This window comes from Mesocricetibacter intestinalis, from assembly GCF_004363295.1.
Taxonomy (GTDB): Bacteria; Pseudomonadota; Gammaproteobacteria; order Enterobacterales; family Pasteurellaceae; genus Mesocricetibacter; species Mesocricetibacter intestinalis.
This window is the reverse complement of sequence record NZ_SNYQ01000013.1, coordinates 18,417-30,523: the sequence shown is the minus strand read 5'-3', so window position 1 is coordinate 30,523 and position 12,107 is coordinate 18,417. Positions and strand designations below refer to the sequence as shown.

The following is a 12,107-nucleotide window of genomic DNA, read 5'->3' as shown; positions in this document are numbered from 1 at the left end:
AGCAAAAAGAGTGGGTAAAACCCACACTTTTGTCTATTAAACTAGGGATATGTGGAAAATCAATGAAAATCCCCACACTTTTGTCCATTATGCCTAAAAAAATCCTGACTTAGTCAGGATTTTTTTATTTCAGCGCTCGGCCCATAAATGCCGCTATGCATCAATTAGTTATTCATCTGAGGATTTTAGCCAAGAAGGTAGGCTTAACAAAGGCTCTTCCGGTTTTTCCACAGGTTTGATACTGCGTCCCTCATTGGCTTTAATCAGGGTTTCGGCATCCTTCGCCAGCTGAGTCAGCCCCATCTGTTCATAAGCATGTTGCATTAAGGGCAGGGCTTCCAGCGTCGCGGCGGTATCCGAATAGGTTCTCAGCATATCGGTAACCCGGTTGGCCACTGCAACATGCGCATTACGTTTGGCATAAAATTTAGCGATTTCCAACTCATGCCGCGCTAAGCGGTCTTTAATATAGGCCATACGTGCCACAGCATCCGGCGTATAAGGGCTATTCGGGAAATTCTGAACCAAGGTCTGGAAATTGGAAAATGCGGTTTTCATCGAGGTGGTTTCCCGGGTCGAACGATCGACGCCGAAAAAGTCCTGAATCAAATTATCCCCCAAAGCGCTGTTTGTCAGCGCCGCCATATAGAGTACATAATCCAGATGCTGGCTATACGGATACTGCTGCAAGAAAGCATCGGCGGTTACCAACGCTTTCGTATAATCCTGGGTTTTATAAGCCGCATAAATAAGATCAAGCTGAGCTTGTTCGCTATAAGAGGTTCCAGGGAAACGGGAATTCACCGCTTCTAAATAACGTGTTGCCTGAGAATAATTACCTTCCTGTAAATAAGTTCTTGCCTCGGTGAAAAGCTCCTGCGCCGGCGCTTGTTCTACCTCAGATTTAGAATTTGAACAGGCGCTTATCGCCAATACCGCCAAAGCAACAAGAGTAAGCGATTTTAATCTACGCATTAAGTATAATCCTTATTTTCGATGTAAATATTCAGTCTTGTACGTTACAATACCTGCAATATTGTATATAACATTGCAAAATAAGCAAACTGATTAACAGGTTTTTAGCAATTATGGCACAAATTACTTTATCGGCCGAGATTCGCCCTGAACAGGCGGGACAACGCTTAGACCAGACCTTGGCGGAATTGTTCCCCGACTATTCCCGCTCCCGTTTAAAAGGTTGTATCGAAGAGGAACGGGTTCGTCTCAATCAAGAAGTCTGCACCCTTCCGCGTACCCGGGTTTACGGCGGAGAACAGGTGGAAATCAGCCTGGAAACGAAAGATGAAAACCGCTTCGAAGCGGAAGATATCCCCCTTGATATCGTTTATGAAGACGAACATATTCTGGTGATCAACAAACCGAAAAATCTGGTGGTTCACCCCGGTGCGGGTAATCCGAAAGGCACCCTGTTAAACGCCCTGCTCCATTATTACCCGCCAATTGCCGAAGTACCGCGTGCCGGTATAGTACACCGACTGGATAAAGATACCACAGGTTTAATGGTGGTGGCGAAAACCATTCCGGCCCAAACCAAATTGGTCAGAGAATTACAAAAACGTAAAATTACCCGAGAATACGAGGCGGTTGCCAGCGGCATTATGACCAAAGGCGGCAAAGTGGAAGAAGCCATGGCCCGCCACCCCACCAAACGCACCCAAATGGCCGTGCACCCCATGGGTAAACCGGCGGTAACCCATTACCGTATTATGGAGCGTTTCCGTAACTATACCCGTCTGCGCCTGCGTTTGGAAACCGGGCGAACCCATCAGATTCGCGTACATATGGCACATATCGCTCACCCTTTACTGGGCGATCAGACCTATGGCGGTCGCCCCCGCCCGCCTAAAAATGCTTCGGAGCAGTTTATGTCCGTGCTGCGCAGTTTTCAGCGCCAGGCCCTGCATGCCGTGATGCTGCGACTGGAACACCCAATCAGCGGTGAAAGCATGGAATGGCACGCCCCCTTACCGCAGGATTTCTTAGAACTGATAGAAGCGCTGAAAGCGGATTATCTGTTACATAAAGAAGAGCTGGACTATTAACGGAGAGAAAATGAACGCCTTAATCCCCCAATGGCAGGCAGCCGCCAATATCCGTGCTTTTACCACACTGCGTTACGGCGGCGTAAGTAAGCCGCCCTTCGACAGCTTTAACCTCGCCGATCATGTAGGGGATGATAAAAACTCGGTAAAAAATAACCGCACTTTACTGTACCAACAATTCCGTTTACCGCATTGGCCTTTATTCCTGAATCAAGTACATGGCACCCGAGTTATTTCTCTGCCCTATACGGGCACAACCCCTGAAGCGGATGCGGTTTACAGCAATAAGGCCAATCAGATCTGTCTGGTAATGACCGCAGATTGCCTGCCGGTATTATTTTGTAACCGACAGGGAACGGAGGTCGCAGCGGCCCATGCCGGCTGGCGCGGGCTATGTGAAGGTGTTCTGGAGCGTACCCTAAGCAACTTTAATTCGCCCCCCTCCGAGATCCTCGCCTGGTTAGGACCGGCCATCGGCCCGAATGCCTTTCAAGTGGGAGCTGAGGTGATTGAACGCTTTGCCCGACAGGATGAAAATGCACGACAGGCATTTATACCGGATCCGCATACAGCGGGAAAATATCTGGGCGATTTGTACCAAATTGCACGGCAGCGTTTAAACCGCCTGGGCCTCACTGAAATCAGCGGCGGCGAACAATGCACCTATCAAGAAAAAGACAAGTTTTTTTCATTCCGACGCGACCGGCAAACCGGCAGAATGGCAAGTCTAATTTGGTTTGAGTAAAAAACTAAAGGTTGCCCGCGCAGGTTTTTAGCTACCCGTCGCAACAGCGGAAACATAAGAAGAGCAGCTAAAAAGGAAGAGGTTCGGAAGAAAAATAACAGTGCGTTCAACCGCACTGTTTATGATTTAATTAGAATACTGACGAATCGCTGCGGCAATTTCCTGATCACGGTAAATGGAAGATACCACTTCCTGTAAAACCGCATTCAGAGATTTGTGAATATCCTTACCCTCAACGCTGAACAGGCCTTCATCAATCCGGGAAGCGCCGATATTCTTAGTAAAATTACCTTTCACTCCCTGTACATGCACTTCCAGCTGAATTTTAGCGCTGATTTTATGGCGTAAATTACCGGCATCCACCTGAGCATAAAATTCTTTCACGGAGATAAACACATTGGTCGCCGCCGGTGCCGCATCATTGATACGGAATCCTTTTGCATTTAAATCCTGACGGATGACCTGATCAAACAACCGCGCCACATCGGGTGAAGAAAAGAGTTTAAAGATTCCGCCGTTTGTCGTATAAGCCGAAATCTCGTTACGACCGCGATCGTCTTTAGCCACCACACTGAGGGTAATATTCTGATTAGCGGCATTAAAGCTGACATTCGGAGCCTGAGGCACAAATGTCAGGCTATTGCTCGGTGTGGTCTGACAGGCGCTAAGCAATAGAACCGCTGCGGCCATAGCGGCGAGCGAAAATTTTTTGGCTGATTTCATAATTATTCCTATATTAGATTGGCATTATATTATCAGGCGTATTCTTACAAACTTAGCTCGGAATGTATAGGGTTCCTTTGATAATTTGTTTTCCGCGGGATTGTCGCTTAAAATGATGCGCGCCGAACAGGCCTTAGAACAGCGGAGAAAAAACAGGAGTTTAACCGTCGCTGCGCTACAAAGGGATAATATCCATTCGCCTAATTAACGATAAGGCCGCCGTTCGACTGCACGGCATTAAATATTTCGGGGGAACAAAATGACGAAACAGCAAGAACTAGAAGCACGCCTCAACGCAGAATTTTCACCTGATTTTCTGCATATTGAAAATGAAAGCCATCTGCATAGTTCCGGGCGCGGCTCGGAATCCCATTTTAAAATCGTTCTGGTCAGCGATAGTTTCGTCGGCTTATCCAAGGTGGCGCGCCACCGCCTGATTTACCGCCTGCTGGCACAGGATTTGCAACAGGGCATCCATGCGCTGGCATTACATACCTATAGCCGAGAAGAATGGGCAATGCGGGACGAACGCCTGCCGGAATCCACCAACTGTCTCGGCCATGGCAAATAAAGGCGCTACCCGATAAGAGGTATTTTGTCGTTTCGGTCTAGTTTTAAGCAAAATTCACAAAAAAAAGCATGGCAGTAAGTGGCATGTTCGGTCTTCTTTGGTTAAAATAAGCCGTTTAATTTTTCAAAATTAACGTCGCTTTGTTGTATTTTTTCAATATGTTGAACAACAAGGCGAATAAACCTGATTTGAGTTTTAGTTTTATATGGTTGGAGTAATCTATTATCGTTATTCTTCGAATAGCAAAATAGGTCAATCATCGCTCAATGTCGAGGTTACTGTGTTTCGCTATCCGAACCTAAGTTCACCGGCGCCAGCACAATAACCGTAATTTCAATCAGAAAAAGTAGTGCAAACAATATGATTACGATTAAAAAAGGATTGGATCTTCCTATTGCCGGGAAGCCGGAACAAGTAATCCGTGATGCCAACGGCATCACTGAAGTTGCCTTGCTTGGTGAAGAATATGTCGGTATGCGTCCTTCCATGAAAGTACGCGAAGGCGACATAGTGAAAAAAGGGCAGGTTCTTTTTGAGGACAAGAAAAATCCCGGAGTATTGTTCACAGCACCTGCAAGCGGTACGATCACGGCAATCAATCGCGGCGAAAAACGCGTATTGCAATCCGTGGTGATTCGTGTCGAAGGCGACGAACGGGAAACCTTTGCCAAATATGATGAGGCGGCGCTGAACCAGCTTACGGAGCAGCAAGTACGTCAAAATTTACAGGCCTCCGGGTTATGGACTGCATTCCGTACCCGTCCGTTCAGTAAAATCCCCGCCGTTGATGCCGTACCTTCATCGATTTTCATCAATGCTATGGACACCAACCCCTTGGCGGCAAATCCCGAAGTGGTTCTAAAAGAACATTGGCAAGATTTTATTCAGGGATTAACGGTACTCAGCCGTTTACATCCGAACGGTAAATTACATCTCTGTAAAGCCGGAGACAGTAATATCCCGACCGCAGATATCGCCAATTTAAATATCCATGATTTCGGCGGCCCTCACCCTGCCGGACTGAGCGGTACCCATATTCACTTTATCGATCCGGTCAGTGCGACGAAATCCGTCTGGTATATTAATTATCAGGACGTCATCGCCATTGCCAGATTATTTACCCAAGGCGAACTTTATACGGACAGAATTATTTCCCTGGCCGGCCCGCAGGTAAAAAATCCGCGTTTAGTGCGCACCCGTCTGGGCGCGAACCTTTCGCAACTAACCGCAAACGAACTGAAAGAAGGTGAAAACCGTGTGATTTCCGGTTCCGTGTTAAGCGGGCATAAAGCGGAAGGCGCCGTTGATTATCTCGGTCGCTACGCCCAACAGGTTTCCGTACTGGAAGAAGGACGGCAAAAAGAATTCTTCGGTTGGATTGCGCCGGGTTCGAACAAGTATTCCATTACCCGTACCACCTTAGGGCATTTTGCCAAAAAACTGTTTAATTTTACTACTGCGGTTAATGGTGCCGAACGAGCCATGGTTCCGATCGGTAACTATGAACGCGTTATGCCGTTGGATATTATTCCGACCTTATTGTTACGCGATCTGCTTTCCGGCGATACCGACGGTGCTCAAGACCTCGGTTGTTTGGAGCTGGACGAAGAAGATTTAGCCCTTTGTTCATTTGTCTGTCCGGGCAAATATGAATACGGTTCGATCTTGCGTAACGTATTAAATAAGATTGAGAAGGAAGGCTAGAAATGGGTTTAAAAAATCTTTTTGAAAAAATGGAACCCGCATTTTTACCCGGCGGTAAATACAGCAAGTTATATCCGCTGTTTGAATCGGTCTATACATTACTTTATACCCCGGGTACGGTAACCCGCAACATTACTCATGTACGCGACGCGCTGGATTCGAAGCGTATGATGATCCTTGTTTGGATTGCGTTGCTGCCGGCGGTATTTTACGGAATGTATAATACGGGCGCGCAGGCCATTTCCGCCGTTGCGGCGATGGGCAACTTAGCCGATCTTATCGCCGCCGACTGGCATTATGCGTTGGCTCAGGCACTGGGTACCAATTTTGGCAGCGATGCGGGCTGGGGCAGTAAATTATTGCTCGGTGCCGTCTTCTTCCTGCCGATTTATATTACCGTATTTGCGGTCGGAACTTTCTGGGAAATTCTTTTTGCCGTTGTTCGCGGTCATGAAGTTAACGAAGGTTTATTCGTTACCACTATCCTGTTTGCGCTGATCGTTCCGCCGACATTACCGTTATGGCAGGCGGCGTTAGGTATTACCTTCGGTTTGGTGATTGCCAAAGAAGTCTTCGGTGGGGTCGGTAAAAACTTTATGAACCCTGCTCTGGCCGGACGTGCATTCCTGTTCTTCGCCTATCCGGCGCAGATTTCCGGTGATTTAGTCTGGACCGCAGCGGACGGTTTTTCCGGTGCCACAGCCCTTTCCCAATGGAACCAGGGCGGACAGGCAGCGCTTAAACATGTAACGACCGGTGAGCCTATCACTTGGATGGATGCCTTTATCGGTAATATTCCGGGCTCTATCGGGGAAGTTTCCACCCTTGCCCTGTTAATAGGTGCGGCGCTTATCGTATTCGCCCGTATCGCTTCCTGGCGTATTATCCTCGGCGTATTAATCGGTATGATTGCAACCTCCACCTTATTCAATCTTATCGGTTCAAGCAGCAATCCGATGTTCTCAATGCCGTGGCACTGGCACCTGGTGCTGGGCGGTTTCGCTCTGGGTATGCTGTTTATGGCCACAGATCCGGTGTCCGCCTCTTTCACCAATAAAGGGAAATGGCTTTACGGTGCCCTGATCGGCGTAATGTGTGTCCTGATTCGTGTTGTAAACCCTGCCTATCCAGAAGGTATGATGCTTGCAATTTTATTTGCCAACCTATTTGCTCCATTATTCGACTACCTTGTAGTTCAAGCAAATATCAAACGTCGGAGAGCGCGCAATGGCTAAATTTAATAAAGACAGCGTAGGCGGAACAATCTCTATCGTGGTTCTGCTCAGTTTAATCTGTTCGGTAATAGTAGCGGGTTCCGCCGTATTGTTGAAACCAACTCAGGAAGAACAGAAACAGCTTGATAAACAGAAAAATATTCTGAGCGTAGCCGGTTTGCTCGATTCGAATACCAAACCAAGCCAGATAAAAGAACTGTATGAGAAAAACATCGAACCTAAATTCGTCGATTTGAACAGCGGCGATTATGTTCAGGGCCCGGCCAACTTTGATGTGAAAAATGCAGTGAAAGATCCGGCTCAGAGCATTCAATTACAGGCTCAGGACGATATTGCTGGTATTCGCGCACGCGCTAATCTGGCGGAAGTATACCTGGTAAAAAATGATCAGGGAGAAGTGGCTCAAATCGTTTTACCGATTTACGGCCGCGGCTTATGGTCCACCATGTACGGTTTTATCTCCGTTCAGCCGGACGGTAATACCCTAAACGGTATCACCTATTATGAACACGGCGAAACACCGGGACTGGGGGGTGAAATTGAAAATCCGCGCTGGCAGGCTCAGTTTGTCGGCAAAAAGTTACTGGATCCGCAAGGTCAGCCGGCCTTACATGTAGGCAAAGGCGCTTCCTCGGATAAAGAACATGGTATCGACGGAATTTCCGGTTCGACTCTAACCAGTAACGGCGTAGATCATTCCTTTAAATTCTGGTTAGGTCAGAAAGGTTTCGGTCCGTATCTGGCAAAATTGAAAGCGGGAGCTAACTAATGGCTGATAAATCTTCTCTTAAAAAGTTATTGTTATCGCCGGTGGTGGATAACAACCCTATCGCATTACAGATCCTGGGGATTTGTTCTGCGCTGGCAGTAACTACAAAACTGGAAACGGCGGTTGTAATGGCGATTGCCGTAAGTCTGGTAACGGCATGTTCCAGCTTCTTTATTTCGTTGATCCGCAACTATATTCCGAACAGTATTCGTATTATCGTACAGATGGCGATTATCGCCTCCTTGGTAATTCTGGTGGATCAGATCCTACGCGCTTACGCATATGACTTGTCTAAACAGCTTTCCGTATTCGTGGGTCTGATTATCACCAACTGTATCGTAATGGGACGCGCCGAAGCTTTCGCCATGAAATCAGCGCCGATGGAAAGCTTCGTTGACGGGATCGGTAACGGTTTAGGTTACGGCGCCATCTTAATCACCGTTGCCTTTATTCGCGAACTTATCGGTTCCGGAAAATTATTCGGAGCGACCGTATTCCAGACCGTTCAAGACGGCGGCTGGTATCAAACCAACGGTTTGTTCCTGCTGGCGCCGAGTGCGTTCTTCATTATCGGTTTGCTGATCTGGGCATTGCGCACCTGGAAGCCGGAACAAGTGGAGAAATAATCTATGGAACATTATATTAGCTTATTTGTTAAATCGGTCTTTATCGAAAATATGGCGCTTGCGTTCTTTCTCGGAATGTGTACTTTCCTTGCCGTTTCCAAGAAAGTTTCCACCGCATTCGGTCTGGGTATTACCGTTATTGTAGTATTGGGAATTGCCGTGCCGGTGAATCAGTTGGTTTATACCCTGATTCTTAAAGACAGCGCATTAGTGGAAGGTATCGATTTAAGTTTCCTTAACTTTATTACCTTTATCGGTGTAATTGCCGCCTTAGTTCAGATTCTGGAAATGATACTGGATAAATATTTCCCGGCGCTTTACAACGCGCTCGGTATTTTCCTGCCGTTAATTACCGTAAACTGTGCGATTTTCGGTGGCGTATCCTTTATGGTTCAACGTGATTATACCTTCTCCGAGTCCATTGTTTACGGTCTAGGTGCCGGTACGGGCTGGATGCTTGCCATTGTCGCTCTGGCCGGAATTACGGAAAAAATGAAATACGCAGATGTTCCTGCAGGATTGCGTGGTTTAGGTATCACCTTTATCACGGTTGGTTTGATGGCATTAGGCTTTATGTCATTCTCTGGTATTCAATTGTAGAGAGGAGCGTTTTACATGGAAATTACTCTCGGAATTGCGATGTTTACCGTTATCGTTTTGGCCTTAGCCGTCATTATTCTGTTCGCTAAGTCAAAACTGGTAAATTCAGGGGACATCACAATCGAAATAAATAATGACCCGGCAAAAGCGATTAGCTTACCTGCGGGGGGAAAATTACTCGGTGCTCTGGCAAGTAAAGGTATCTTCGTTTCCTCCGCTTGCGGCGGCGGCGGTTCCTGCGGCCAATGTGTGGTAAAAGTGGTAGAAGGCGGCGGTGATATTCTGCCGACCGAACTTTCCCACATTTCCAAGCGGGAAGCCAAAGAAGGCTATCGTCTGTCCTGTCAGGTCAATGTGAAAAACAGCATGAAGATCGAATTGCCGGAAGAAATCTTCGGTGTCAAGAAATGGGAATGTACGGTTATCTCCAACGATAATAAGGCAACTTTTATCAAAGAGCTGAAACTGGCTATCCCGGAAGGCGAAGAAGTTCCGTTCCGTGCCGGCGGTTATATTCAGATCGAAGCCGAGCCTCATACGGTGCACTACAAAGATTTTGACGTGCCGGAAAAATATCACGAAGACTGGAACAAACACGACCTCTGGCGTTATGTTTCTAAAGTGGACGAACCTATAGTACGCGCTTATTCCATGGCCTCTTATCCGGAAGAAAAAGGCATTATTATGCTGAACGTGCGTATTGCCACCCCGCCGCCGCGTCAGCCTGACGTACCGCCGGGACAAATGTCTTCCTATATCTGGTCGCTAAAACCGGGTGATAAGGTAACCATTTCAGGGCCGTTCGGTGAATTCTTCGCCAAAGAAACAGATGCGGAAATGGTCTTTATCGGTGGTGGTGCAGGTATGGCGCCGATGCGTTCGCATATTTTCGATCAGCTGAAACGTCTGCACTCCAAACGTAAAATGTCATTCTGGTATGGTGCCCGTTCTAAGCGTGAAATGTTCTATGTAGAAGATTTCGATATGCTGCAGGCCGAAAACGACAACTTCCAGTGGCATGTTGCTCTGTCCGATCCGTTACCGGAAGATAACTGGACGGGTTACACCGGCTTTATTCATAATGTGCTGTATGAAAACTATCTGAAAGATCATGAAGCACCGGAAGACTGCGAATACTATATGTGCGGACCGCCGGTAATGAATGCCGCAGTAATCAAAATGCTGAAAGACTTAGGCGTTGAAGACGAAAATATTTTATTAGACGACTTCGGCGGTTAATCCCCTTCGGCAAACAAAAAGAGCGGTCAGAAATGACCGCTTTTAGTCTTAGGAGCTGCCGATAATTTGTTTGTCTTCACGCCTATTTGGGTACAATAGCAACAAATTATCAGAAGCCCCTGAGCATTCAAGGATATATTAAAACAAAAGCACAATCCCATATTGTTCATCATTTCTCTTCCAATAAGGACAACATAGTGAAAATCAAACGCCCTCTTCGCTGGTTACTGCCGGCAATCCTTGCCCTGCTACTGGCCGGCTGCAAAAAAGCGCCGGAAATCGTTACCTTAAGCGGCAAAACCATGGGAACCACTTATCATATTAAATATATTGATGACGGCGAATTAAAACAAACGCCCGAACAGGCTCACGAACAGATAGAAGCCTTACTGAAGGACGTTAACAATAAAATGTCCACCTATATTCCCAGCTCGGAATTAAGCCGCTTCAACCAGGATCGTCGAATCAATACCCCGGTTGAAATTTCCGCCGATTTAGCCAAGGTAATCAAAGAGGCTATCCGTATTAATCGGCTGACCGAAGGCGCCCTGGACGTTACTGTAGGCCCTTTAGTGAACCTCTGGGGATTCGGCCCGGAAAAACGAACCGACCAACAGCCCGCCCCCGAACAAATCGCCGAACGTCAGGCTTGGGTGGGAATAGATAAACTCAGACTACAGGAACGGAATGGCCAATTTACCCTTGAAAAGTCGGTTCCGCAGCTTTATATAGACCTCTCTTCCATCGCCAAAGGCTTCGGTGTGGATCAAACCGCGGATTATCTGGAAAGTATCGGGGTCAAGAATTATATGAGCGAAATCGGTGGCGAAATCCGGGCTAAGGGTAAAAATATTGAAAATAAAGACTGGCAAATAGCCATTGAAAAACCGGAATTCGACGGCACCAGAACGGTAGAACAAATCTTCGGGCTGAAAGATGCGGCTATGGCCACCTCGGGCAATTACCGTAATTATTTTGAAGAAAACGGCACCCGCTTTTCACATGAAATAGATCCTAATACCGGCTACCCGATTCAGCACCACCTGGCTTCCGTTACCGTGCTGGCGCCAACCTCCATGAGCGCCGACGGCTTATCCACCGGCTTATTCGTGCTGGGAGAAGAAAAAGCCTTGCAGATTGCAGAACAGGAAAAATTAGCCGTTTATCTGATTATCAAAACGGAACGGGGATTTGAAACCAAAATGTCCAGCGAATTTCAACGTCATCTGAACCCAAACCAATAAGGAAGCTGCCATGAATTTATTTTTAGTTACCTTTATTATCTTTATTCTCGTGATTTTCGGTATGTCGCTCGGCTATATCGTAAAACGCAAATCCATTACCGGCAGCTGCGGCGGTATCAGCTCTTTGGGCTTGAAAAAAGTCTGCGACTGCGAAGAACCCTGCGATAATCTGAAACGCAAAGTGGCCGAAGGAGAGGTAGACGCCTCCGAACTGGCGCGCTTTAACAAAGATACGGATCGCTTCTATGAAGTAAAATAAGCAGGTTGCGGAGGAATAACCTATGCCTTATGTCAATATTAAACTTACCGGCGGTAAAGAGGCGCCTACCCCACAGCAAAAAGCGGAATTAATCCGCGGGGTTACCGAATTACTGCAAAGGGTGCTGAACAAAAATCCGCAAACGACCATGGTCATTATCGACGAAGTGGATACGGATAATTGGGGTATCGGCGGGGAAAGCGTAACGGAACGGCGTAAGCAAAAATAACCCCGTCGTAAAGCTTAAAATAAAATCAAAATCCGGCATTATCGGCAATACGCAAATATGAAAAATCCCCTTTGCGTAACTGTTATATAATACCGGAAAA

14 protein-coding genes are annotated in these 12,107 nt (G+C 47.0%); 12 read left to right on the top strand and 2 right to left on the bottom strand.

Annotated features, from left to right (window positions below):
• Positions 1 to 168: 168 nt before the first annotated feature.
• Complete coding sequence (locus EDC45_RS10205) at positions 169 to 975, bottom strand: outer membrane protein assembly factor BamD (protein WP_133546054.1); 807 nt, start codon at positions 973 to 975, stop codon at positions 169 to 171.
• Positions 976 to 1,088: 113 nt separating this feature from the next.
• On the opposite strand from EDC45_RS10205, the gene rluD reads away from it, so the two are divergent.
• Complete coding sequence (gene rluD, locus EDC45_RS10200) at positions 1,089 to 2,063, top strand: 23S rRNA pseudouridine(1911/1915/1917) synthase RluD (protein ID WP_133546052.1); 975 nt, start codon at positions 1,089 to 1,091, stop codon at positions 2,061 to 2,063.
• Positions 2,064 to 2,073: 10 nt separating this feature from the next.
• The gene (pgeF, locus tag EDC45_RS10195; RefSeq protein ID WP_133546050.1) at positions 2,074 to 2,808 is read left to right on the top strand and encodes a peptidoglycan editing factor PgeF; all 735 of its coding nucleotides are present in this window, start codon (positions 2,074 to 2,076) and stop codon (positions 2,806 to 2,808) included.
• Between the two features lie 126 nt (positions 2,809 to 2,934).
• On the opposite strand, the gene EDC45_RS10190 is transcribed toward pgeF, so the two are convergent.
• Positions 2,935 to 3,531 (bottom strand): YajG family lipoprotein, encoded by a 597-nt coding sequence (locus tag EDC45_RS10190; RefSeq protein ID WP_133546048.1) that lies wholly within the window; start codon positions 3,529 to 3,531, stop codon positions 2,935 to 2,937.
• Between the two features lie 259 nt (positions 3,532 to 3,790).
• Between EDC45_RS10190 and EDC45_RS10185 the strand changes: the two genes are divergently transcribed.
• The 10 genes from EDC45_RS10185 to EDC45_RS10140 all read left to right on the top strand — a co-directional run bounded on the left by EDC45_RS10185 (position 3,791) and on the right by EDC45_RS10140 (position 12,007).
• On the top strand, positions 3,791 to 4,102 hold the full coding sequence (locus tag EDC45_RS10185) for a BolA family protein (protein WP_133546046.1): 312 nt from the start codon (positions 3,791 to 3,793) through the stop codon (positions 4,100 to 4,102).
• A gap of 360 nt (positions 4,103 to 4,462) precedes the next feature.
• Positions 4,463 to 5,806 (top strand): Na(+)-translocating NADH-quinone reductase subunit A, encoded by a 1,344-nt coding sequence (locus EDC45_RS10180; protein ID WP_133546044.1) that lies wholly within the window; start codon positions 4,463 to 4,465, stop codon positions 5,804 to 5,806.
• Positions 5,807 to 5,808: 2 nt separating this feature from the next.
• Positions 5,809 to 7,041, top strand: coding sequence for an NADH:ubiquinone reductase (Na(+)-transporting) subunit B (locus EDC45_RS10175; RefSeq protein WP_133546042.1), 1,233 nt, complete (start codon positions 5,809 to 5,811; stop codon positions 7,039 to 7,041).
• A complete protein-coding gene (locus EDC45_RS10170) occupies positions 7,034 to 7,810 on the top strand; it encodes a Na(+)-translocating NADH-quinone reductase subunit C (protein WP_133546040.1) in 777 nt (258 codons plus the stop codon). The genes EDC45_RS10175 and EDC45_RS10170 overlap by 8 nt, the downstream gene beginning before the upstream one ends.
• On the top strand, positions 7,810 to 8,436 hold the full coding sequence (locus EDC45_RS10165) for an NADH:ubiquinone reductase (Na(+)-transporting) subunit D (protein ID WP_133546038.1): 627 nt from the start codon (positions 7,810 to 7,812) through the stop codon (positions 8,434 to 8,436). The genes EDC45_RS10170 and EDC45_RS10165 overlap by 1 nt, the downstream gene beginning before the upstream one ends.
• 3 nt (positions 8,437 to 8,439) lie before the next feature.
• Positions 8,440 to 9,036, top strand: a complete 597-nt coding sequence (gene nqrE / locus EDC45_RS10160; protein WP_133546036.1) for an NADH:ubiquinone reductase (Na(+)-transporting) subunit E — start codon at positions 8,440 to 8,442, stop codon at positions 9,034 to 9,036.
• A 15-nt stretch (positions 9,037 to 9,051) separates the two neighbouring features.
• On the top strand, positions 9,052 to 10,275 hold the full coding sequence (gene nqrF, locus EDC45_RS10155; protein WP_133546033.1) for an NADH:ubiquinone reductase (Na(+)-transporting) subunit F: 1,224 nt from the start codon (positions 9,052 to 9,054) through the stop codon (positions 10,273 to 10,275).
• 203 nt (positions 10,276 to 10,478) lie between these two features.
• The gene (locus EDC45_RS10150; RefSeq protein WP_133546056.1) at positions 10,479 to 11,519 is read left to right on the top strand and encodes an FAD:protein FMN transferase; all 1,041 of its coding nucleotides are present in this window, start codon (positions 10,479 to 10,481) and stop codon (positions 11,517 to 11,519) included.
• A 10-nt stretch (positions 11,520 to 11,529) separates the two neighbouring features.
• Positions 11,530 to 11,778 carry a (Na+)-NQR maturation NqrM gene (gene nqrM, locus EDC45_RS10145; RefSeq protein ID WP_133546031.1) on the top strand — a complete coding sequence of 83 codons (249 nt, stop codon included), beginning with the start codon at positions 11,530 to 11,532 and terminating at the stop codon, positions 11,776 to 11,778.
• 22 nt (positions 11,779 to 11,800) lie between these two features.
• Positions 11,801 to 12,007, top strand: a complete 207-nt coding sequence (locus EDC45_RS10140) for a tautomerase family protein (RefSeq protein ID WP_133546029.1) — start codon at positions 11,801 to 11,803, stop codon at positions 12,005 to 12,007.
• Positions 12,008 to 12,107: the final 100 nt, after the last annotated feature.

Coding starts and splice junctions, on each gene's coding strand:
- EDC45_RS10175 (WP_133546042.1), top strand. CDS start 5,809: ATGGGTTTAAAAAATCTTTTTGAAAAAATGGAACCCGCATTTTTACCC.
- EDC45_RS10205 (WP_133546054.1), bottom strand. CDS start 975: ATGCGTAGATTAAAATCGCTTACTCTTGTTGCTTTGGCGGTATTGGCG.
- EDC45_RS10185 (WP_133546046.1), top strand. CDS start 3,791: ATGACGAAACAGCAAGAACTAGAAGCACGCCTCAACGCAGAATTTTCA.
- nqrM (WP_133546031.1), top strand. CDS start 11,530: ATGAATTTATTTTTAGTTACCTTTATTATCTTTATTCTCGTGATTTTC.
- EDC45_RS10165 (WP_133546038.1), top strand. CDS start 7,810: ATGGCTGATAAATCTTCTCTTAAAAAGTTATTGTTATCGCCGGTGGTG.
- EDC45_RS10170 (WP_133546040.1), top strand. CDS start 7,034: ATGGCTAAATTTAATAAAGACAGCGTAGGCGGAACAATCTCTATCGTG.
- rluD (WP_133546052.1), top strand. CDS start 1,089: ATGGCACAAATTACTTTATCGGCCGAGATTCGCCCTGAACAGGCGGGA.
- nqrF (WP_133546033.1), top strand. CDS start 9,052: ATGGAAATTACTCTCGGAATTGCGATGTTTACCGTTATCGTTTTGGCC.
- EDC45_RS10180 (WP_133546044.1), top strand. CDS start 4,463: ATGATTACGATTAAAAAAGGATTGGATCTTCCTATTGCCGGGAAGCCG.
- EDC45_RS10190 (WP_133546048.1), bottom strand. CDS start 3,531: ATGAAATCAGCCAAAAAATTTTCGCTCGCCGCTATGGCCGCAGCGGTT.
- EDC45_RS10140 (WP_133546029.1), top strand. CDS start 11,801: ATGCCTTATGTCAATATTAAACTTACCGGCGGTAAAGAGGCGCCTACC.
- pgeF (WP_133546050.1), top strand. CDS start 2,074: ATGAACGCCTTAATCCCCCAATGGCAGGCAGCCGCCAATATCCGTGCT.
- nqrE (WP_133546036.1), top strand. CDS start 8,440: ATGGAACATTATATTAGCTTATTTGTTAAATCGGTCTTTATCGAAAAT.